Here is a 21,978-nt window from a genome sequence, read left to right as displayed (position 1 = left end):
ATTATGTCGAATTGTAGTATAGTTTATCAATGGTCTATTAACTAATATCGCGGCCGTTTTTGTGGAAAAGGCGCTGAAACTTCTCTGTCACTAACACGGAGATTGGCGAAATGGGGGGGTGACTGTTTCCGGATTCGAAACAGTCACCGTGAGGCGAGGGCGAAAAGTGGTTAGCAGTTGTGCCTTAAAGGCTGAGATCAGCGCCTGTAGATTGTGTAGTGACCGATTTGCAGCCACGGCAACCGCGCATACCCCGCGCCCGGTGGTTTGGTTTCGACCCTCTGCCCGTATCTTGATTGCCGGTCAGGCACCGGGGGCGCGGGTTCACGAAAGTGGTCGGCCCTTTACGGATGCGTCGGGGGATCGGCTGCGCGATTGGCTGGGGCTTGATGCTTCTGCGTTTTATGACAAGGACCAGATTGCAATTGTTCCGATGGGTTTCTGCTTTCCCGGATACAACGCCAAGGGCGCAGACCTGCCACCACCCGTGCTGTGCCATCGAACCTGGCATCAGCGTGTGATGGCGCAATTGCCGAACATCGAAATTACAGTCTTGGTTGGGGCGCATGCCCAGCGGTTTCACATGGGAACAAAAAAGCCAGTTAAAGAGTTGGTGCAGGGCTGGCGAGATCATGCGCCGCAGTTGTTTCCCTTGCCACATCCGTCTTGGCGCAATACCGGGTGGTTGAAGAAAAACCCTTGGTTTGAGGCAGAGCTGTTGCCAGACCTGCGCGCCAGGGTGAAAGAGGTGTTGAAATGACAGAGACCACTGCGCTGGACCGCGCCCATGCAGCGATGACCGCCGCGCCTGACGATGACGGTGCAAGGCTGCGGTTTTATGAACGTCTGGCCGATTCAGAATTGTTCATGATGCTGACCAAAGAAGCCGAGGACGGTAATATCTCGCCCGAGATGTTTGATCTGGCTGATGGATCTTTTGTTCTGCTGTTTGACCGCGAAGAGCGTCTGGCACAGTTTGCTGAGCGTCCCGTTCCATATGTGGCGTTGTCGGGGCGCGTGGTTGCACAGATGCTGGCTGGGCAGGGGATAGGCCTAGGCGTGAACCTAGAGGTGGCTCCGTCGTCAATCATGATCCCTGCCGAAGCCGTCAGTTGGTTGCACCAAACGTTGGAGCATACGCCTGATCAGGTTGAAGCTGCGATTGTCGAAGTCTCTGCGCCGGTGGGCCTTCCCGAGGTTCTGTTGACCGCGCTGGACAGCAAGCTGGCAACTGCTGCTGGGTTGGCGACTTCGGCCTATCTGGTTAGTGTTCAGTATACCGGCGGTGGGCAGGGGCATCTGCTGGGCTTTATCGACACCTCAGATGCGGCCCAATCCGCACTGGCTAAGGCCGCAGGTGAGGCGCTGACCTTTTCTGGGATCGAAGCAGGGGCAATGGATGTAGGGTTCTTTTCCAGCGCTGATGCAATGACAGAGAAGCTGGATAAGGTTGGGTTGCGGTTTGATCTGCCAAAACCGGAAGAGCCCAAGGTGTATCAGCCCAAGATCCCGGGTAGCGATCCAGAGAATCCACCGAAGCTGAAGTAAGTTTACTGGAGAATTCATAGGGCCGCGCCTGACCTTGAGGAAGGTCAGGCGCGGCCCGGCGTGTCCGCCGGGCTAGGTATTATTCTGCTGCTGTTTCCAGCTTGTCCTGAGTGCGGAACTCAAAGTCCGACGCATCATGACGTTCGCGCAACTGTGTGTGCAGCTCGCCAAAGGCTCGGTTGACCATGCGACCCTTGCTGACCGCAGGACGCGCATCGATGGCCTTGGCCCAGCGCATCACGTGGGGGTAGCTTGCCACATCCAGATACTCAGCCGCGTCATACAGGCGGCCCAGAACCAGTTGGCCATACCAAGCCCAGATCGCCATATCGGCGATGCTGTAGTTGTCGCCTGCGATAAACAGGTTATCGGCCAGCTGTCGGTCCAGAACATCCAGTTGACGCTTTGCCTCCATCGAGAAACGGTCAATCGGGTATTCCAATTTCTCCGGCGCATAGGCGTAGAAGTGGCCAAAGCCCCCACCCAGATAAGGTGCGCTGCCCATCTGCCAGAACAGCCAGCTCATGACTTCGGTGCGCTCAGCGCCGTCCTTGGGCAGGAATTCGCTAAACTTTTCAGCCAAGTGAACCATGATCGAGCCAGATTCAAACACCCGCTGCGGTTCATCGTCGCTGTAATCCATCAGTGCCGGGATCTTGGAGTTTGGGTTCACGTTAACAAAGCCGGAACCAAACTGGTCGCCTTCGCCAATGTTGATCAGCCATGCGTCATATTCCGCCCCTGTGTGGCCCAAGGCCAGCAGCTCTTCGAGCATCACGGTGACCTTGACCCCATTAGGGGTCGCCAGCGAATACAACTGCATCGGGTGCTTGCCGACTGGCAGATCCTTGTCATGGGTAGCGCCAGCAATAGGTCGGTTGATCGAGGCAAATTTGCCGCCGTTTTCCTGATTCCAGGTCCAGATCTTCGCTGGCGTATAAGAAGTATCACTCATCTGTTGGGCCTTGTCCTATTTGTCTTGTTTGGTTCAGCTCGATCATTCGTGCTGTGACATGCATCGCAGCCAGACTTAAGCTGCATTCTAAAAAATCCAATGGCCGAAAGGCAAATTGAAACATTTAAGGGGTTTGGATCACGTTGCCTCGTGGATGAACACAGAGGCGTGAGCCCCCCTTCGCATCAACGCCATAGTGCATATTGTGATCGACAACCCGACGCGATTGTCGGTGGGTATGAGAAGTAACATCTGCGAGAGGATGATTGAATGACACGTTTTTTCTTAGCTGCCGCCACAGCAATGACTCTTGGTTTGCCTGCATTTGCCGGCGAGCAATACATCGATGAAACCGGCTTTGCCGTATCTGGCTATGATGTTGTAGCGTACCGCGATCTGGCGTCAAATGCGATCGGCACTCAACAAACTGCTGGCGTGGCCGGACGGGCCAGCATCACCGCTGAATACAACGACGCCACCTTTGCGTTCTCGACCAAGGAAAACCGGGCCAAGTTTCTGGAAAGCCCCGAGCTTTATGCGCCGCAGTATGATGGCCACTGCGCCTATGGGGTATCCAAGGGCGGCAAGGTGCCCGGTAACCCCAACCTATGGCGCATCGTTGATGACAAGCTGTACCTGAACATTACCACAGTTGTGACCGGGTTCTGGGAGGAAGACATTCCCGGCAACATCAATCTGGCGAACGGCAACTGGCCGGGGATCGAGGGTAATGATGCCTCGGGCAACAAAATCCCGAACTTCACGTCAACGGCACCTGATAAGGGCTAAAAGGGGTGAACTTAGTCTGAGGTTAGGTTTTGCGCCATGTTGCATAGCATTTCGAACATGATCGAAGCGCCTAGAAAAGCCGTCGCGCCGCCAGTATCAAACGGCGGTGATACTTCAACTAAGTCAGCGCCAACAATGTGCACTCCGTCAAGCATCCGGGCTACCTGGATTGCTTGATATGAGTTGGGGCCACCAACTTCGGGGGTGCCGGTGCCGGGGGCATAGGCTGGATCGACAAAGTCGATGTCGTAGGAGACATAGGTTTTGCTGCTGCCGACGATCTCTTTTGCCTCAGCCATCACATCCTCGACGCCACGCACATGGAATTCTTCGATCGGGATAATCCGAATTCCAACACTTTTTGCAAAATCACGATCTTCACTGTCGTAGGTCGTGCCGCGTATCCCGATCTGTACGACACGCTTGGGGTCCAGTAACTCTTCTTCTACGGCGCGCCGAAACGGGGTTCCATGGGTATACATCGTGCCGCCAAAGTAGCTGTGGAACAGGTCTGTGTGACTGTCGAAATGGATCATTCCCAGCGGGGTAGCCCTTGCAAGTGCACGTAGTATGGGTAACGAACAAAGGTGGTCTCCACCAGCGGTCAAAGGCAGAATACCTGCCTCTGTGACCTGATCATAGAATGCAGTGATCCGTGTCATGCTGTCTTCCAGCCCCGCTGGATTGGGAGCCACATCGCCTAGATCAGCGCAGTTAGCCAGTTCAAACGGACGGATATGCGTAGCGCCATTCTGGGCGCGTATCATCGTCGACATGTCACGCAGTTGCCGAGGACCATGTCGAGGGCCGGGCCGGTTGGTTGTCCCGCCATCCCAAGGGGTGCCAATCAAGCCAATCTGCACATCCTGTAGCCGTGCATCATCAAGCGGCACATGGGGTAATCGCATGAACGTTGGTACGCCAGCAAAGCGGGGGAGATCAAATCCAGAAACCGGGTGAAAAAATGGATCACTCATTTTGCAAAGTCCTTTTGGCTGCCAGACACTGCTTTTTGTGCTGTCCAACGGGCAAGGGCACGCAGTGCTTGTGACAGTGAGCACCACAACTTGTAAGCGGGCAATAAAAAACGGCGCCCAACAGGCGCCGTTTGGAAACTTTGATGTTTGGTGAAAACTACCGTTTCCGGTCGCGCCGTGCGCTCATCGGCTGGAAGGCCACGCCGACGTGGGCCTCACAGTAGGGCTTGCCCTGCTGCACAGATAGGCCACAGAACCAGAAATCTTCGGTGGCTGGGTCGCCAACTGGCCATTTGCAGGTACGCTCGGTCAGGTCCATCAAGGACAGGCGCTTAGCCTTTTTCTCGACCTCGTTGACCTTGGCTAATGCCTCGGGGCTGATTTCGTTGGCCGATGGCTGCGGTGGCAGTGGCTGGCCTGCTGGAATGATCTGCTTGCGCGCAGGCAGGTTTGGCTTGCCATCTGCCGACTTTGCAGGCGCAGGCGTGATCGGGCGCGCAGGCTCGGTCTTGGGCTGCGGTTTGGGCTTGGGGGCCGGTTTGGCCGCGGCGGCGGGCTTCTCCTTGGGCTCAGCTGTTTTGGCTGCACCAGTCGAATTGCGGTTGGACAGGCCCAACCGGTGTACCTTGCCGATCACCGCGTTACGGGTGACACCGCCCAATTCTTTGGCGATCTGGCTGGCCGACTGACCCTCGCCCCACATTTTCTTGAGCAAATCAACGCGCTCGTCTGTCCAGGACATATCTTGCCTTTCCAAGCTAAAAGCGGCCCCAAGAAACCTGCGGCCGCCATAGTAATCCGTATCCTTCCCCATTTTAATCACTGTGGCGCGAGTTACAAGCCATCTTGCACCTGCCTGTGCAGCGGTTATGCAGACGCGACACAGTAAATGGAGACAACCATGTCAGACACCGAGTATCGCATCGGCTTGGGCGAGCGCCGCTTTGGGCGAGTAAACTGGCTGGGTATGCGCACAATGGCAGGGCGTGAGGTGAAGCGGTTTCTGGTTGTCTGGACGCAAACTTTGTTGGCCCCGTTGGTGACTTCGGCGCTGTTTTTGTTGATCTTTACTATCGCTATTGGACCAGGGCGCGGCGATGTCATGGGCGTGCCCTTCATGACATTCCTCGCTCCGGGTATCATGATGATGACAGTGATCCAGAACGCTTTTGCCAATACATCCTCGTCGATTGTGATCACCAAGGTGCAGGGAAATATCGTCGACACGCTGATGCCGCCGCTGTCCGGGCTGGAAATTCTGTTGGGTTATCTTGCAGGTGGCGTTGCCAGAGGGCTGTTTGTGGCGCTGGGCATCGCGCTGGGGTTGGGTCTTTTGCTGGGTATCTGGCCAACCTATCCGCTGGTAGCACTACTGTTCGTGATCCTCGGCGCCTGCTTTTTGGGGGCCTTGGGCATTGTCGCCGGAGTATTTGCAGAAAAGTTCGACCAGATGGCAGCGATCACCAACTTTATTGTCACGCCCTTGGCGTTTTTATCCGGAACATTCTATTCCGTCTCGGCTTTGCCGCCCGTTCTCAAGACATTGTCCTACCTGAACCCGGTTTTCTACCTGATCGACGGTGTGCGATTCGGCATGATTGGTACGTCGGACAGCTCTCCTTGGGTTGGGCTGGTGGTTTGTAGCGGTGCTACATTTGTTGTCTGCCTGGTGGGCTGGGCCATGCTGCGCACAGGGTATCGGTTGAAGGCCTGAGTTAGGACCGTTCGGGAACACTCATTTACAGCCTCTGTGGAGCGTGCAACTGTCGGCGAGACTTAGAAGATGGAAGTACCAATGACTTTTGAAACTTGGATTGCCTTTGTTCTGGCCAGCGCGATTGTAGTCGTGATTCCGGGGCCGAATATTATCCTGACCGTGAACTATGCCCTCCGCAGCGGACGGCGCACAGGCTGGGGGACGGTAACAGGCACAGCGCTGGGCGCATTGGTTGCGATGTCCGCCACCTTGATGGGGGCGGGCGCTATCCTTGCCACCTCGGTTACCTTGTTTTCCATCCTCAAGGCGGCAGGGGCAGCTTATCTGATCTGGATGGCATACCGATTGTGGACTGCGCCTGTCGATGAGGTCGAAGACGCAGGTCCGATTGCGGGAAAATCCTTGTGGTCGATCTTTGCCCAATCGTTTCTGGTCAGCGCGTTGAACCCCAAGGGGCCGGTGTTTTACATGGCCTTTGTGCCGCAATTCGTGAACACATCGCTGCCGGTGTTTGAGCAATTCAGCATTCTTACGGCAACCTTTGTGGTGGTTGCTGCGCTCAATGGGTTGATGTGGTTGTTCTTTGCCGCTGGATTACGGGCAAAGTTGCGTAAGCCGCGGGCTCAGAAGGCGGTAAACAGAACTGGCGCCTCATGCATGTTCGCCGCCGGCGTCTTCACCGCCAACGCCTCGCGGGTCAGCTAATTGTTTCGGCGACTGGGGGATTAATTTTCTTCAGCCGTCCCTCGCGCCAGGCCAATACCGCTGCACCGGTCAGAATGATGCCAGCACCCAGAATGGTCACTGCATCTGGCATCGCGCCAAACCCAAGGAAGTCGTACAGTGTGGCAAAGATCAGCGTGGCATAGCTGAACGGCGCCACAAACGACGCATCCGCCCGCGCCATTCCGTTGACAAAACAAGCCTGCGCACAGGCCATCAGCACGCCAAGAGCCGCTAAAGCGGCCCATTGTTCGGGGCTGGGCATCTGCCACACCGGGATCACCGCGATCGAGGCAATCAGCACACCTAGCGTATTGTTAATCAGCAGCACCTGCAGTGGCGATTCACGACCGGCCAGTTTCTTGATGAAGATCAGCTCCATCCCCATGATCATCGCCGCCGCCAAAGCCAGCAAGGCCGCAGGCTGAAAGCTATCGGGGGTAGGGCGCAGCAATATCATGGCACCGATTAAGGCAATCACCGCAGCGCCCCAACGCCAGGGGCCAACCTTTTCCCCAAGCAGCGGAATGGCCAGCATCATGGCGAACACCGGGTTCAGAAACGTAATCGCCGTTGCGTCGGCCAGCGGGATAAAGGCTACTGCGGCAAACATCAGGGATACCCCTGCCCAACCAAACGTTGTGCGCCCGATATGAAGGCCCCAGTTGGGGCTGGTTAGCTTGGGGTGCAGGATCGCAGCGACCGAGGAAATAGCGATAAAGGCAAACAGAAACCGCCCATGGCTGACTTGCAGTGGATGCAAAGGCGCGCCCAAGGCATCCGTTCCCAGCGCCTTGGCCACCAGCGTTGTGCCTGCAATGAATGTGGTTGCCACCAGGACAAAAATAGCCGCCAAAGGCGGGTTATGTTGGATAGGTCTGTTCATCCGCCACCGGTGCGCCAACCGGTGCCACATTGCAAGTCTATTCGATCAGCTCACAGCCGAAGCTTTAGCAAAGCATAGATCCAAATGATGCCCATCCCACAGGCCGCAATCAGATAGGGTAGGCGCAACGCCATCTCTCGACCCAGCTCTGGCTCTGCTGCGGATACGATCCATCCCCCTAGCAGCGCCCCAAGCGGTAACATGCCCCAGCCAAAGAACCGGTACAGGCTGTTCACGCGTCCCAACAAGTCGTCTGGAATGCGCCGCTGGCGATAGGATACCGTCACCACATTCCACATTAGCCCGGCAAACATCCCGACAAACAGCGCCGGAGCAACTATCCAGACATTGGGCACCAGCCCGATCATGCCCCATCCTACCATCATCAGCGGCAACGCCAGCATCAGTGATCGCCGCACCCCAAGTCGTGCAGCAATGGCCGGGCAGATCAGCCCTCCGGCTACGCCACCTGCCGCCTCGGCGGTGATCAGCAGCCCGTACTGGGCCGCATTCAGCCCCAACAGTTCCTGCCCAAACAGTGGCAGAATGGTCAGTGCCATAATGCCCATTGCATTCATACAGCCCAGCATGATGGCCAGTCGCAGGATTTCCTTGTGCCCCCACAGCCAATGAATACCATCTCGCGCCTCAGCGGCCCAAGAACGGCGTGGGGTAGCCGGTGCACTTGCCGGAGATAGCCGCATGCACCAAACCAGTGCAGCGGCCCCGGCAAAGGTGATCGCATCCAGTAAAAATGGCGCAGGCACGGCATAAGCAATCAAAAATCCCGCAAGCGGTGGCCCGACAAACGACCCCATGATCTGTTCGATGCTCCAGATCTGTCCGTTGGCCTGTTCTAACTGGTGCTTGGCCACCACCGCAGGCAGCACGGTCTGGGCCGCATTATCTCGCACCACCTCTGCACTGCCCAATAAAAAGGCCAGTGCGCAAAGCGCCAGAATATAGGGGGTGCCGTTCTCAATCGGAAAGTCTGGGGCCGAAAGGATCACGCTGATGACTCCCGCCGTCAGCAGAAATCGCACCATGTCAGCCTGCACCATCAACCGCCGCCGATCTACCCGATCCGTCCAAACCCCAGCTGGGATCGAGAATAACAACCACGGCAAGCGGGTGGCAAAGGCCACCAGCGCAATCAACATCGGATCACGCGTGATCAATGTCGCCAACCATGGAAAGGCAAGGGCAGACACTCCGTCGCCTAAATTGGAAATGGCCGAAGCAGAAAACAGCAGGCGATAATTGCGCGTTGAAAATAATGATATCATGGCGCCATGAATTGCGCGATCTGCCAAAATGTCAACACGGCTTGTGCAAAGGGGGTTTTCTTCCGCCCATTCCTCCGCTATGGACCCAAATCATGATCAAACGCACAGATATCACCCGATTGGGCACCTCGCTGCGACGCCGACGCTAATTTGCGCCTCGGCCCCTTGATCTATGCGTCACAAAACGACGCGAACCCTCTCAACATCGTTGACCAACTGCCCAGCATACTGCACCTCTTGGGCTTCTATTTCGAAAAAGGATGATCCGATGATCGCTTCCGTTCTGCCAACCTATAACCGCGCCCCTTTGAACTTTGTCAAAGGCGAGGGCGCTTGGCTGATCGAAGATGACGGACGCCGATTTCTGGACCTTGGTGCCGGCATCGCAGTGAACGCGCTGGGCCATGCACATCCTGCTTTGGTCGATGCGCTGACCTCACAGGCGCAAAACCTGTGGCATGTGTCGAACCTCTACCATATCCCGCAACAGCAGGCGCTGGCGGACAAGCTGGTGGAACATACATTTGCCGACACCGTGTTTTTTACCAACTCCGGCACAGAAAGCTGCGAGCTGGCGGTGAAAATGGCCCGCAAGTATTTCCACGACAAAGGCCAGCCAGAACGAGTCGAGATTATTACCTTTGATGGCTCCTTCCATGGCCGGTCCTCCGCAGGCATCGCCGCCGCAGGGTCCGAGAAAATGACCGCCGGTTTTGGCCCACTGCTGCCCGGTTTTGTGCACCTGACATTTGGCGACATGGATGGCGTGACCAATGCCATCACCGACAAAACGGCGGCAATTATGATCGAACCGGTTCAGGGCGAAGGCGGCATTCGCGCCGTTCCCGATGCCGAGCTAAAGGCCCTGCGCAAGATCTGCGACGACAATGGCCTGTTGCTTATCCTGGATGAGGTTCAGTGTGGTGTAGGCCGGACCGGCAAGCTTTTTGCTCACGAATGGGCAGGGATCACGCCAGACATCATGATGGTGGCCAAGGGCATCGGTGGCGGCTTCCCCCTGGGCGCGGTGCTGGCAACTGAAGAGGCCGCCAGCGGTATGACCGCAGGCACCCACGGTTCCACCTATGGCGGCAACCCGCTGGGCTGTGCCGTGGGCTGTGCCGTGGTGGATCACGTCGCCAATCCAGACTTTCTCGCCGAGGTGAACCGCAAGGCAGGCCTGCTGCGCCAAAAACTCGAAGGTCTGATCGCAGAGCATCCCGAGGTCTTTGAAGAAGTGCGCGGCACCGGCCTGATGCTGGGCCTGAAATGTAAGGCAACCAATATCGACGTGGTCAACGCAGGCTATGACAATCAAGTCATTACCGTGCCCGCCGCCGACAACGTGATCCGTTTGCTGCCGCCACTCACACTCTCTGACGAGGACATTGCCGAAGCCCTGAACCGTCTCGACCAAGCGGCAACACAGATTGAACAGGCCTGATCTTCATCTGGCCAGAAGTATCCCGGGGGTCCGGGGGCAGAGCCCCCGGTTTGACCCAGAAACAAAGTGAAACGTTATGAACCATTTCCTCGATATCCACAAAACTGACCCGGCCGAATTGCGGGCCATCATTGACCAGGCCTCGGCCACCAAACAGGCGCGACTTGGCCGTCCCAAGGCGGCACTGGACGATGAACTGCCGCTCAAGGATCGCATGGTCGCTTTGATCTTTGAAAAACCATCGACCCGAACCCGTGTGTCATTTGACGTCGGTGTGCGTCAGATGGGGGGTGAAACCATGGTGCTGTCGGGCAAAGACATGCAGCTTGGGCATGGGGAAACTATTGCCGACACCGCTCGGGTGTTGTCACGCTATGTCGACATGATCATGATCCGGACCTTCGATGAAACCGTGTTGATGGAAATGGCCGAGTTCGCCTCGGTGCCAGTAATCAATGGGCTGACCGACCGAACTCACCCCTGCCAGATCATGGCCGATGTCCTGACCTATGAAGAGCACCGTGGTCCGATCAAAGGCAAAAAGGTAGTCTGGGCCGGTGACGGCAACAATGTCTGCGCATCGTTCCTGCATGCCGCTGGACAGTTCGGTTTTGACCTGACCTTTACAGGCCCGTCGCAACTGGATCCCGAAGATGAATTTATCGGGCTGGCCCGCAAGGCGGGATCCAAGGTTGTTATTGAACGTGATGCGCAAAAAGCTGTCGAAGGGGCTGATCTGGTTGTGGCGGATACCTGGGTGTCGATGCACGACAGCCAGTCGTCCAAGGAACGTCGCCACAACATGCTGCGCGGCTACCAGATCAATGCTGAGCTGATGAGTCACGCCAAACCCGACGCCCTGTTCATGCACTGCCTGCCTGCCCACCGGGAAGAGGAAGTCACGTCAGAAGTGATGGACGGCCCACAGTCGGTGATCTTCGACGAGGCCGAAAACCGTCTGCACGCGCAAAAGGCGGTCATGCGCTGGTGTTTGGGTGCCTAAACCCAATCTGACCAAAGCAGAACCAACGTTGGGGCTGCGGCCAATTGAGGGAGAGTACGCTCTCTCTCGGGTTTTGCCAAAGCATGGCGTTCCAGACTGGGCCAATGGTCCCGGTCTGGTGAGCGTAACCCAGGGCGAAGACGAGATTTCGATCCTTTGCCTTGGCAACCGGGTACCTGAGCAGGTGGAGCATTCTGCGGGCTGGACCGCAGTGCAGGTCAGCAACCTGTTTGAGGTCGATGAACCGGGTGTGGTTTTGGCAGCAACTCGACCTGTGTCAGAGGCAGGGTTGGGCATTTTTGTCGTCTCTACCTTCTTGCGAGACTATATTCTGGTTCGACAGGACAATCTGCGCCTGGCAAAGCTCGCTTGGCTTCAAGCCGGGCACCGGGTTCATTTGCAAAAACTGACACTGCGTTGTGCTGACCCGGACGATTGCGATCAGATCGCGGATTTCCATGTTCGATTATGGCGACAAACCTACGAAGGCATGGCACCCGAAGCCGCCATTCAGGCATTAGGTTTTGACCGTCGTCAGCCTCAATGGCGCACCAAGCTATCGGGTGAACGTAGCCACGCCTTGACCATACTGGCAGAGGATGACCAAGGCCGCATTCAGGGCCTTTGCGACTTGGCCAAATCCGAAAATGCAGAGTTTCCGGATGCGATGGAATTGACCAATTTATACATCGACCCAGCAGTGCGGGCGCGTGGTCTAGGACGTCATCTGTTACAGCTGGCGCAACAGTGGGCGCAGGCCTCTGGTGCGTCAGAGTTGATATTGGCCGTGGTTGTCCAAAACGAGTCGGCGCTGAGTTTTTACCGCGCCTGTGGTGGCGAACCAGTGGCGAAGAGCCTTGATAAGGGGCCGCTGTGGCGGTCAGAGAATGTGATCATGCGCTGGCCTTCTGGCCTTTGATCTGCAAGCCTCGCATTCGGTTATTCGCGGCGAGGACGCCTCCGCGCTAGTCCCGACGCTGAGCAAAAGGTCGCCGAGCTTCTAGCGACTTTCCGTTCCGACATGAATGGACTTGATAGGATGCGGTGCTGGCAGAAACAAAAACGCCCTCTCAATCTAGTTGAGAGGGCGTTTTCTTTAGTGAGGTAGCTTATCCAACCAATGTGCTGAGCAATAGGTAGATGATCGCTGACATGACCGCTGCTGCTGGAACAGTGATGACCCAAGCTGCGATGATGGTCATGAAATGGCTGCGCCGCACCAGTTTGCGACGGCGACGCTCTTCCGGAGCTAGGACCTTTTTCTCTGGACGGGCGGCGTTGGTCAGGCGCAAGCGGCGCTCGTGGTGCCATTCCCGGAAGAAACCAACACCAAACACAGCACCAACCGCGATGTGGGTTGACGACACCGGCAGGCCCAGCCAGCTGGCAACAATCACGGTGATCGCGGCTGACAGCGACACACAAAAGGCGCGCATTGGGTTCAGCTTGGTAATCTGACTGCCAACCATGCGGATCAGTTTTGGGCCAAACAGGAACAGGCCAAACGAGATACCAAAAGCACCGATCACCATAACCCAGGTTGGAATGGCCACTTTGGCAGCAAAGTCGCCAAACTCCGAGGCGTGAACGATTGCCGCCAGCGGTCCAACAGCATTTGCAACGTCATTAGCACCATGGGCAAACGACAGCAGGCCGGCCGAGATGACCAGAGGCATGCGGAACAGGATCTTCAGGGACTTGTTGCGGTTCTCCAGCCCCACAGACTGCTTGGCAATTAGCGGCTTGGTGATAGCCCAGCATGCCGTTCCCAGAACCAAACCAATCACCAACGCTGTTTGCAGGTCAATTTTGACAATTCGCTTCAGCCCTTTGACCGCCAGATAGGCAGCAAACGCACCAGCCATGATGCCGACCAAAATGGGCACCCACTTGCGGGCGGCGGCGATCTTGTCTTCTTTATAGATGACCTGCGCCTTGATCAGCGCCAAGAACGCAGCAGCAACGACACCGCCCAGAACTGGCGAAATCACCCAGCTGGCAGCGATTTTGCCCATGGTACCCCAGCTGACCACAGATAGACCTGCGGCTGCGATGCCGGCCCCCATGACCCCACCCACAACGGAATGTGTGGTGGAAACAGGTGCGCCAATCCAAGTTGCCAAGTTGACCCAAAGCGCCGAAGAGATCAGCGCAGCCATCATCGCCCAGATGAAGACATTGGTATCGTTTATTTTCGCGGGGTCGATAATGCCCTTGGAGATGGTCGAAACCACATCTCCACCAGCCAGAAGGGCGCCTGCGCTTTCAGCAATAGCTGCAATCAGGATTGCGCCGCCCATCGTCAGTGCATTGGCGCCCACCGCTGGGCCCATATTGTTGGCGACGTCGTTGGCGCCAATGTTGACTGCCATATAGGCGCCAAATGCGGCCGCGGCGACCACAACAAAGTTGATTGGTGTGGTACCCAGTAGAACTGCGGCGGCTAGACCAGCCAGCGCGATGAACACCAGCGCAATGCCCGGACCGACCATCGGTCTAGAAACATACCCAGTAGCGTTTTCAAGGATCGCGATCCGGTTCAGGTCGCGGTCTAGTGTCTTCCATTGTCTGCGTTGTGGTTCGTCGGCCATCGTATCAGTCCTGGTTCCAATGATTGAAAGCCGGGTAGACCGCCATTAGCTTTCGCGCAAGAGATTTGTCTGATCTCTGCTGAACGAAGACTACAACTGTCGCAACAAATCCCGAAGTTTTGGCTCATGAACCAGATTGGCGGCCTCATCGGCGCGTACCCATTGGCGTTTGCGCTGGTCGCGTTCTGGGTAGGATTTGGATAATTTGGTGACTTTGGCGATGTAGACCAGCGTTTGCACTGTTTCCGCGCGGCCCTTGCCCAAGTTCTTCAGGTATTCATAGTGGCCGATAGGATCGCCCTGAATGGTGGCCTTTTTGACGCCGGCCTCTTCCCAGGCTTCCTGCAGGGCCGATTCGGCTCCGTCTTTGCCGCTGATTGGCCAGCCTTTGGGCAAAATCCAGCGTCCGGAGCCGCGGCTGGTGACCATCAGCACATCAGTGCCTTTGTCAGTTTTACGATAACACAGGGCGGCGACCTGTAAGCGTTTGGGTCGAAAAATCATCGGCCTGAGAATTTCTTCCCAGGCCCGGGATAAGGAGGGGGTCATAACTACTCGCAGCCTTTATGGCTTGCCTTAAGTTTGGAATTGGATGTCGCATACATAAACTTTGTGTCGGAATTTACAATCTGCGCTGAGGAGAAGTCTCGGGACTGTTACATTTTCGACGGTTCGCCCAGTGGGAGATTTGCAGTGTTGACAATCTCCCACCGCTGAGGCGCCATGTGCGAAATTCGGCTGGCATAGGGGAACCCGATGAAAACTGCACTGATTACTGGTGGCGCGCGGGGTATTGGGCTGGCCACGGCCAAGGGGTTGCTGTCCGAGGGCTGGCAGGTTGCGATTTTGGATCGTGACAGCGACGCCTTGGCTGATGCACTGACCAACCTTCCCGGTGTGATCGGTCTAGATGCGGACGTTTCAGTCCCGGCGGATGTTGAGCGGGCCGTTGAACAAGTGACCGAGGCCTTTGGCCGTCTTGATGGATTGGTGAACAATGCCGGCGTGGCTGACTTTGGCCCGATCCGCGAAACCACATTTGAACGCTGGCAGAGGGTCATGCAGACCAACCTTGATGGCCCATTCCTGATGACTCAGGCCTTTACCGATCTGCTGGCAGCGGATGGTGGCGGTGCAGTGGTCAATATCACCTCAATCTCCGGGTTGCGGGCGAGCACATTGCGGGTGGCCTATGGCACCTCGAAGGCGGCACTGGCGCAACTGACCCTGCAACAGGCCGCAGAGCTGGGTGAATTGGGTATCCGCGTCAACGCAGTGGCGCCGGGCCCCGTGGCAACCAAACTGGCAATGGCGGTGCATTCGCCCGAGATCATCGCGGCCTATCATGATGCGCTGCCGTTGAACCGATATGGCAAGGAAGATGAGATTGCAGCAGCGGTCAATTTCCTTCTGTCTGACAAGGCCAGTTTCATCACCGGGCAAATTCTGGCGGCGGATGGCGGATTTGAAGCCGTCGGGATTGGCTTGCCAGCCCTTAGGGACGCGGCTCAGGACGACTGATTTTTAAGAGGAATAGTGGGGGTGACGCGCCGGGGAGGGATTAAACGCGTCACCCCCAAGTTCAGGCACAAAGCCTGATAATCCTGACGCCGAGACTAGCTCGGTTACTGGATTGGAGGTGATGAATGGGTGTTACTCGATTGTCGCCAAGTTTACCTATCTTGATCTTGTTTTTGTGGGCTCGTTATACATTTTTGGACCCCGCCTGAATATGAGCATTTGAGCCAAATTTTTCATAATTGTCGCCAAATGCGTCCCGAAATGGCGGTTGCACTTCGATTCGACAAAAATTCCGTTTCTTATTGTTTCCGCCGTTTTGCCCGCAGAGTCGGGTCGGCCTGGGTTGGGTCCTCGGGCCAGGGGTGTCTTGGGTACTGCGCCCGCATGTCCTTGCGTACATCACTATACGACCCTGTCCAAAAGCCAGGCAGATCGCGGGTGATCTGGATCGGGCCACGAGCAGGGGAGAGCAAGGTGATCTTTAAAGGCACCCCACCACTGGCCGGATGATGGGTGACTCCGAACAGTTCTTGAATACGCACCTCGATCTCGGGACCGGTCTCGGCATAGGTGATCGGAATGCGGTTGCCGAGTGGACTGGTGAAATGGCTGGCGGCCTCGCGGTCCAGCAGTTGGGTTTGGTTCCAGTCTAGTGCGGCCCGCAGAGCAGGTAGCAGGTCGAACCGCTTCCAATCGTCCGCGGTTTTTACACCAGTCAGCATGGGCAATAGCCAATCATCAATGCTGTCCGTTAACCCCTGAATAGAGAAGTCGGGCAGGTCGTTGCCCTCGGCACGTACCAGTTCAACCCGCGCGGCTAATCGTGCGGCAGCACCACTCAGGCGCAGGCCAAGGTCACGCACACCATCCAGCATCGCATTTGCCACTTCCTCAGCCGGGACATCTTTCCAAACCTGATCATCCAACACGATGGCGCCGAACCGTTCCTGTTTGCGTGATACCACCCTGCGTTCGCGCTTGGACCATTTACAAGTATCGTGCCAAGCGATCTGATCCCCGAACAGCGAACGGATTTCGCTTTGTGAGATCTGCGCCGCCATCCGCACCCGTGCCTCGCGCAGATCGCCATCACTGTCCAGCGTCACAATGAAGGGTGCCGCCGCCAGCGTGTCGCTGTCATCCAGCACCACGCCCTTACCGCCGGACAGCACATAGCGGGGCGTGTCCCCCTTACGGCGTTGGCCGATGCGGTCAGGATAGGCGAGCGCGGCCATGGCGGCTGGGGAAAGCGTGGCGTCAAGATCCGCCTGTTGTGTGCCCTGCCGCCGCAGACGACGGCTCTCTGCTTTGATCCGTTCAATCACCGGCAGGTTCAGCTGATAGGGTCGTTTGCGCGTGAAACCCTTGGGGTCACGCATCGCCTGCATCCGCAACAACAGGTCACTGGGCGCACCGCGCAATGGATCGCGTTCGGCCATCAGAGCCGCCAGTTGCGCCGCCTCCTGGCCACCGGTGACCAGCATATGGCCCAGTCGTGGGTGCAGCGGCAGGGTAGCCAGCGCCTTGCCGTGAGTTGTGATCCGCCCCTGAGTGTCCAGCGCGCCCAACATCTGCAACAGGGCCTGGGCCTCAACCATCGCGCCTTCGGGTGGCTGTGTCAGAAAGGAAAGTTCTCTTGCGTCCGCGCCCCACAAGGCAAGCTCTAACGCCAGCCCGGTTAGATCAGCGGCTTCTATCTCGGCAGGTGGGAAAGCCGCCAACGCGCCTTCCTCTCCCTTGGTCCACAACCGATAACATATACCCTCTGCAACCCGTCCAGCCCGGCCCTGACGCTGTGTGGCTTCGGCGCGGGTCACTTTCTCTGTTATCAACCGTGACATGCCCGATCCGGGATCAAACCGAGCCCGGCGGGCTTGTCCCATGTCGACCACCACGCGGATGTCCTGAATGGTCAGCGATGTCTCGGCGATAGAAGTGGCCAGCACCACTTTGCGCCCGGATTTGACTGGCGCGATGGCCGCTCGTTGCTCGGCAAAGGGGAGGGACCCAAACAGGGGGCGAACCACGCAGGCGTCAGGCAGTTTTGCTGTCAGCGCCGAGGCCGCCCGTCGGATTTCGCCTTCACCGGGAAGGAACACCAAGATACCGCCGCCGGTATCGCGGGTGTCTTTCTCGGCCTGCTGCACCAGATCCACTAGCGCATCCAACCGACGAGCCCTTGCGGCCCCTCTTGACGCCCCTCGAGGCGACTGGGTCGATATCGGCCGGTCCAGCCAACGGGTCTCAACGTCGTAACTACGCCCTTCGGATGTGACCATTGGGGCTTGCATCAATTCCGCCACTGGGCCTGCGTCCAAAGTTGCCGACATCGCCATCAGGATCAGATCGTCGCGCAGCGCGCCTGCAACCTCCAGACATAGGGCCAGACCAAAGTCGGCGTTCAGCGATCGTTCGTGGAATTCGTCAAAAATCACCGCACCGACACCGGGCAGGTCGGGGTCAGATTGCAACATCCGCGTCAGGATGCCCTCCGTCACCACTTCGATGCGGGTGGCCTTGGATACCTTGGCATCGCCGCGAACCCGGTAACCTACGGTTTCGCCAGTTCGTTCGCCCAGGGTTTCCGCCATGCGTTCGGCTGCTGCCCGTGCGGCCAAACGGCGCGGTTCCAGCATCACAATGCGGCCCTCGGTCAGCCCGGCGTCTAACATGGCCAGCGGCACCCGGGTGGTCTTACCGGCCCCCGGAGGGGCCTGCAGCACGGCGCGCCCCTTGGCACGCAGGGCGGCAATCAATTCGGGCAGGGCGTCATCTATGGGCAATCTTGTCATGGTCGCCGTTATCGCCAAAGTCTGCGGCAAGGTCTAGCCACTGGACAACTGCGCCCGGACTGCGCCAAACATGCGGACAGATACGGGAGTGCACATGGATATCGCAGAGCTTGGCCAAAAGATCTTGAACCGCGACCGCCGCGCCTTGGCCCGCGCCATAACCCTGGTCGAGAGCCAGCGAAGTGATCACCGTAAGCAAGCAGGCGAGCTGATTAGCGAGTTGGCAAAACACCGGCGTCAGGCCTTGCGAATCGGGCTGTCCGGGACGCCGGGGGTTGGTAAGTCCACCTTTATCGAGAGCTTTGGCCTGATGTTGACGGCACAGGGCCTGCGGGTGGCCGTGTTGGCAGTCGATCCCAGTTCCGCCCGATCTGGTGGATCTATCCTAGGCGATAAAACCCGGATGGAGCGGCTTAGCCGCGATCCAAACGCCTTTATCCGCCCATCACCCAGCCAGACTCATCTGGGTGGGGTGGCACGGCGAACCCGTGAGGCAGTGGCCCTGTGCGAAGCTGCCGATTTTGATGTGGTGTTGATCGAAACCGTGGGCGTTGGGCAATCCGAGACGGTGGTGGCCGAAATCTCGGACCTGTTTTTATTGCTACTGGCCCCGGCCGGCGGTGATGAGTTGCAGGGAGTCAAACGCGGCATCATGGAAATCGCTGATGTGATTCTGGTGAACAAGGCCGATGGTGACCTGAAGGCTGCCGCCACTCGCACCTGTGCCGACTATTCCGGTGCTTTGCGGTTGTTGCGCAAGCGCCCGCAAGATCCGCAAGGATTTCCTAAGGCGTTGATGGTGTCCGCGCTGGAGGATCAGGGGTTGGCGGTTGCTTGGGACGAAATGCAAAAGCTGAATGATTGGCGTCGCGAGCAGGGGTGTTGGGATCAGCGCCGCGCAGATCAGGCACAGTATTGGTTTCACGAAGAGTTACGCCAAGCAGTTTTGTCTCAGTTGAACAGCCCTGAAGCGCAAAGTGAGATACAACATCTTGCGCTTCAGGTTGCTGATGGCAGCCTGTCATCAGCGACAGCGGCGGATCTTGCGTTGACCCGCCTCAATATCAAAACCGGGTAAAGGTTTGGCGGCCAGTTTCATTGAATAGGCCAATGTCTTTTTGGATATGGCTGGATAAACCGCGAAGCGATGCACGTGCTTGCAACTGCCGAACCAACTGGTCTCTGCGTTTTTGGGGCCAGCGCAGTTTCAGACCTGTCCAAAGTGATCTTTGTGGCTGGTGTTCAATACAGTGTGTGGTCATGGCGCTTTCCTTTCGTCTCTTACTTTTGCTAAATGGCGATGAGGCGCTGGAATGACCAATTGAATTGCCATGGGGAGGCATAAGGAGAATTTATGCCAGAGCAACTGCTCCTTCCACCTTTGACCGCTGTGCGCGCTTTTGAAGCCGCCGCGCGATACGGCAGCTTCACCCGAGCAGCTGAAGAACTGGGGATGACGCAGGCAGCGGTAAGCTATCAAATCAAACAGTTGGAAGATCGCGCCGGAGTGCCCTTGTTTCGTCGCCAACCACGCGGCGTACAATTGACGCCAGACGGGGCGCAATTGGCGGCCCGTGCGGGTGAGGCGCTGGAGATCTTGCGTGTGGCCTTTGCGGAACTGCGCCAAACGACTGAGGACACATTGGTGATTTCAGTTATTGCAGCTTTTGCGGCCAGTGTGTTGGGGCCTAGGTTATGGCAATTTCAGGCCGAGAACCCAGACATCGCCACCCGGATCGATATCAATCAGAAACAGGTCAATCTGGAGGCCGGGGAGGCGAGCGTGGCCATACGCATTGGCGATGGCAATTGGGATGGTATGCGGGCGGATCATTTGATGCGGCCAGAGATCACTCCGATGATCAGCCCGGCCTATATCGACCGACACGGGCCGTTGACATGTCTTGAGGACTTGTTGACAGCGCCACGGGTGGTGGCAGGTCATCCTGCGTGGGATCGTTGGTTTAAGGCAGCCGGACTGACACCGCCTTGTACCAAGAACCAACATGATAAAACCATGGGGTCGCAAATTTTTGAGGTACAGGCTGCCAAGGCGGGGCAGGGGGTTACCCTGTTGACCCCCACTTATTATCGGCAAGAACTGGCCAACGGGGAATTGATACAACCCTTTGATATCGTGGTTGAGAGTGGACGCCCGGTGTGGTTGGTTTATGCTGAGCGAAGGCGTAACTCTCCTGCGATCCGTGCCTTCCGGAAATGGCTTCTGGCAGAAATGCAAATACTAGTGGTCGCGGGGTGACCGGACTCGCTTGACGCCCGTTTTGATTCCGCGTATGAGCAGCCAACGAAATTCTGAGTGCGGCTTAGGCGGTGCTCTCTTACATTGACGGGGTCTGCTTCCCCGTGACGAAAACGAGGAAAATGCCATGTCGCGCCGTTGCGAATTGACCGGAAAAGGCCCGATGACGGGCAATAACGTAAGCCACGCTAAGAACCGCACACGCCGTCGGTTTTTGCCAAACCTGAACGACGTAACCCTGCAGTCCGAGACTCTGGGCCGCGGCGTTAAGCTGAAGATTTCGGCTGCTGCTCTGCGTACTGTTGATCACCGTGGTGGTCTGGACGCGTTTCTGGCAAAAGCCAAAGACGACGAGCTGTCGACAGGCGCGTTGAAAGTGAAAAAAGAGATCGCCAAGGCCGCTGCTGCCGAAGCTTGATCCTTTCACTGGATTAATAATTTAACGCCCAGCATGAGAAATCATGCTGGGCGTTTTTCGTTGTTGCTATAGCGCAAACTGCGGCGTCTTTGGCTCTTGCAGGTTGTCGGTCTTGAGGCCTATCAAGGCGTGATGAAACTGCACATGCGTTCATATCTGACCTTGTTTCTGGTCCTGGCTGTCACACTGACCGCCCATAGCGCTGGCGCTATGCGAGGGATGCGGGATGCCACCGGCCAGGTGGTGATCTGCTCTGGCACGGGGCCTGTGGTGATCTATGTGGACGCCGACGGCCAGCCTGCGCGGGCGCCGGGAAACTGCCCTGATTGCATTACGCTGGGCTTGGATCTGTCGGTTGTACCCGAACAAGTTGCTTTGGCTATGCCGCGACCAAAGGGCAGGGTGCAACTGCCCGCCCAAGTGCGCATCCAATCGCGTATGATTCTTAATGCCTGCGCACGCGCACCGCCTTTTGTCTGCTGATTCTTCCAATTCCAAGTCCCTAAGAAAATCAAAACTCAGACTAAAGAGAGACTATCATGTCCTTCAAATCCGTTGTTATCGCCGCTGCTGCTTCCCTTACACTGGCTGGTGCCGCACTTGCCGATATGTCCGCAATCATGGTGCATGATTCCTATGCGCGGTCTTCCAACAAAATGGCCGGCGCGGCCTTTATGGCAGTGATGAACAGTGCCGCCGAAGATGACCGACTGATCGCTGTCAGCTCGGACATCGCCAAGCGCACCGAATTGCACACTCATATGGAAACAGGTGATGGCGTCATGAAAATGATGCATGTCGAAGAGGGTTTTGTCATTCCAGCAGGTGAAACCCACATGCTGAAACGCGGTGGCGACCATGTGATGTTCATGGGCCTGAACCAAGAGCTGAAGCAGGGTGACATGATCAGCCTGACCCTGACCTTTGAAAAGGCCGGTGATGTCGTTGTTGAGGTTCCAGTCGATCTGGAACGTAAGCCTGCTGAAGGTGGCATGGATCACTCAAACCACAGCAATTAATATCCAGCGAGGGCGCGGCGTCCGACGGCGCTGCCGCCCTCCTTCGCGC

Annotated in this window: 22 protein-coding genes; 14 read left to right on the top strand and 8 right to left on the bottom strand. The window is 57.1% G+C overall.

The window, feature by feature from the left end; genetic code table 11:
* Window positions 1-166: 166 nt before the first annotated feature.
* Both DL239_RS10430 and DL239_RS10425 read left to right on the top strand, forming a co-directional pair.
* Window positions 167-760, top strand: coding sequence for a uracil-DNA glycosylase family protein (locus tag DL239_RS10430; protein WP_167683985.1), 594 nt, complete (start codon window positions 167-169; stop codon window positions 758-760).
* Complete coding sequence (locus DL239_RS10425) at window positions 757-1,548, top strand: SseB family protein (protein ID WP_167683983.1); 792 nt, start codon at window positions 757-759, stop codon at window positions 1,546-1,548. Before DL239_RS10430 ends, DL239_RS10425 begins: the two co-directional genes overlap by 4 nt.
* Before the next feature lie 79 nt (window positions 1,549-1,627).
* On the opposite strand, the gene yghU is transcribed toward DL239_RS10425, so the two are convergent.
* A complete protein-coding gene (gene yghU / locus DL239_RS10420; RefSeq protein WP_167683981.1) occupies window positions 1,628-2,503 on the bottom strand; it encodes a glutathione-dependent disulfide-bond oxidoreductase in 876 nt (291 codons plus the stop codon).
* A gap of 270 nt (window positions 2,504-2,773) precedes the next feature.
* Here yghU and DL239_RS10415 point away from each other — a divergent pair, with 270 nt between their 5' ends.
* Window positions 2,774-3,292, top strand: a complete 519-nt coding sequence (locus tag DL239_RS10415) for a YHS domain-containing (seleno)protein (RefSeq protein ID WP_167683979.1) — start codon at window positions 2,774-2,776, stop codon at window positions 3,290-3,292.
* A gap of 11 nt (window positions 3,293-3,303) precedes the next feature.
* Here the strand turns inward: DL239_RS10415 and speB are convergent, their stop codons facing one another.
* Together speB and DL239_RS10405 are read right to left on the bottom strand one after the other, a co-directional pair.
* Entirely contained in the window at window positions 3,304-4,269 is a 966-nt protein-coding gene (gene speB / locus DL239_RS10410) for an agmatinase (RefSeq protein WP_167683978.1), read from the bottom strand.
* A gap of 157 nt (window positions 4,270-4,426) precedes the next feature.
* A complete protein-coding gene (locus DL239_RS10405; RefSeq protein WP_167683976.1) occupies window positions 4,427-5,011 on the bottom strand; it encodes a GcrA family cell cycle regulator in 585 nt (194 codons plus the stop codon).
* Window positions 5,012-5,170: 159 nt separating this feature from the next.
* On the opposite strand from DL239_RS10405, the gene DL239_RS10400 reads away from it, so the two are divergent.
* Together DL239_RS10400 and DL239_RS10395 are read left to right on the top strand one after the other, a co-directional pair.
* On the top strand, window positions 5,171-5,983 hold the full coding sequence (locus DL239_RS10400; RefSeq protein WP_167683974.1) for an ABC transporter permease: 813 nt from the start codon (window positions 5,171-5,173) through the stop codon (window positions 5,981-5,983).
* Window positions 5,984-6,064: 81 nt separating this feature from the next.
* Window positions 6,065-6,691 carry a LysE family translocator gene (locus DL239_RS10395; RefSeq protein ID WP_167683972.1) on the top strand — a complete coding sequence of 209 codons (627 nt, stop codon included), beginning with the start codon at window positions 6,065-6,067 and terminating at the stop codon, window positions 6,689-6,691.
* Here the strand turns inward: DL239_RS10395 and DL239_RS10390 are convergent.
* A complete protein-coding gene (locus DL239_RS10390; protein ID WP_167683970.1) occupies window positions 6,684-7,595 on the bottom strand; it encodes a DMT family transporter in 912 nt (303 codons plus the stop codon). The genes DL239_RS10395 and DL239_RS10390 overlap by 8 nt on opposite strands.
* Window positions 7,596-7,645: 50 nt before the next feature.
* Entirely contained in the window at window positions 7,646-8,881 is a 1,236-nt protein-coding gene (locus DL239_RS10385; protein ID WP_206188419.1) for an MFS transporter, read from the bottom strand.
* A 268-nt stretch (window positions 8,882-9,149) separates the two neighbouring features.
* Between DL239_RS10385 and DL239_RS10380 the strand changes: the two genes are divergently transcribed.
* From DL239_RS10380 to DL239_RS10370, 3 genes are all read left to right on the top strand, one after another.
* Entirely contained in the window at window positions 9,150-10,325 is a 1,176-nt protein-coding gene (locus DL239_RS10380) for an aspartate aminotransferase family protein (RefSeq protein ID WP_167683968.1), read from the top strand.
* Between the two features lie 76 nt (window positions 10,326-10,401).
* The gene (gene argF / locus DL239_RS10375; protein WP_167683966.1) at window positions 10,402-11,328 is read left to right on the top strand and encodes an ornithine carbamoyltransferase; all 927 of its coding nucleotides are present in this window, start codon (window positions 10,402-10,404) and stop codon (window positions 11,326-11,328) included.
* A complete protein-coding gene (locus tag DL239_RS10370) occupies window positions 11,321-12,247 on the top strand; it encodes a GNAT family N-acetyltransferase (protein WP_167683964.1) in 927 nt (308 codons plus the stop codon). Before argF ends, DL239_RS10370 begins: the two co-directional genes overlap by 8 nt.
* Window positions 12,248-12,437: 190 nt before the next feature.
* Here DL239_RS10370 and DL239_RS10365 read toward each other — a convergent pair whose 3' ends face one another.
* On the bottom strand, window positions 12,438-13,919 hold the full coding sequence (locus DL239_RS10365; protein ID WP_167683962.1) for an inorganic phosphate transporter: 1,482 nt from the start codon (window positions 13,917-13,919) through the stop codon (window positions 12,438-12,440).
* Window positions 13,920-14,009: 90 nt separating this feature from the next.
* A complete protein-coding gene (locus tag DL239_RS10360; protein ID WP_167683960.1) occupies window positions 14,010-14,468 on the bottom strand; it encodes an NUDIX hydrolase in 459 nt (152 codons plus the stop codon).
* A gap of 207 nt (window positions 14,469-14,675) precedes the next feature.
* Here DL239_RS10360 and DL239_RS10355 point away from each other — a divergent pair, with 207 nt between their 5' ends.
* Window positions 14,676-15,440, top strand: a complete 765-nt coding sequence (locus tag DL239_RS10355; protein ID WP_167683958.1) for an SDR family NAD(P)-dependent oxidoreductase — start codon at window positions 14,676-14,678, stop codon at window positions 15,438-15,440.
* A 299-nt stretch (window positions 15,441-15,739) separates the two neighbouring features.
* Here the strand turns inward: DL239_RS10355 and hrpB are convergent, their stop codons facing one another.
* Window positions 15,740-18,232, bottom strand: a complete 2,493-nt coding sequence (gene hrpB, locus DL239_RS10350; protein WP_167683957.1) for an ATP-dependent helicase HrpB — start codon at window positions 18,230-18,232, stop codon at window positions 15,740-15,742.
* A 94-nt stretch (window positions 18,233-18,326) separates the two neighbouring features.
* On the opposite strand from hrpB, the gene meaB reads away from it, so the two are divergent.
* The 5 genes from meaB (at window position 18,327) to DL239_RS10325 (ending at window position 21,929) form a co-directional block, all read left to right on the top strand.
* Window positions 18,327-19,310, top strand: coding sequence for a methylmalonyl Co-A mutase-associated GTPase MeaB (gene meaB / locus DL239_RS10345; RefSeq protein WP_167683955.1), 984 nt, complete (start codon window positions 18,327-18,329; stop codon window positions 19,308-19,310).
* A 276-nt stretch (window positions 19,311-19,586) separates the two neighbouring features.
* Window positions 19,587-20,492, top strand: a complete 906-nt coding sequence (locus tag DL239_RS10340; protein WP_167683953.1) for a LysR substrate-binding domain-containing protein — start codon at window positions 19,587-19,589, stop codon at window positions 20,490-20,492.
* A gap of 127 nt (window positions 20,493-20,619) precedes the next feature.
* On the top strand, window positions 20,620-20,910 hold the full coding sequence (gene rpmB, locus DL239_RS10335) for a 50S ribosomal protein L28 (RefSeq protein ID WP_167683951.1): 291 nt from the start codon (window positions 20,620-20,622) through the stop codon (window positions 20,908-20,910).
* Between the two features lie 144 nt (window positions 20,911-21,054).
* A complete protein-coding gene (locus tag DL239_RS10330) occupies window positions 21,055-21,393 on the top strand; it encodes a hypothetical protein (protein ID WP_240931831.1) in 339 nt (112 codons plus the stop codon).
* Window positions 21,394-21,449: 56 nt separating this feature from the next.
* Window positions 21,450-21,929 carry a copper chaperone PCu(A)C gene (locus DL239_RS10325; protein ID WP_167683947.1) on the top strand — a complete coding sequence of 160 codons (480 nt, stop codon included), beginning with the start codon at window positions 21,450-21,452 and terminating at the stop codon, window positions 21,927-21,929.
* Window positions 21,930-21,978: the final 49 nt, after the last annotated feature.

The organism is Parasedimentitalea denitrificans (assembly GCF_011813015.1).
GTDB lineage: Bacteria > Pseudomonadota > Alphaproteobacteria > Rhodobacterales > Rhodobacteraceae > Parasedimentitalea > Parasedimentitalea denitrificans.
Note: the sequence above shows the minus strand (reverse complement) of the source record. Positions and strands in the feature narration are given on the sequence as shown.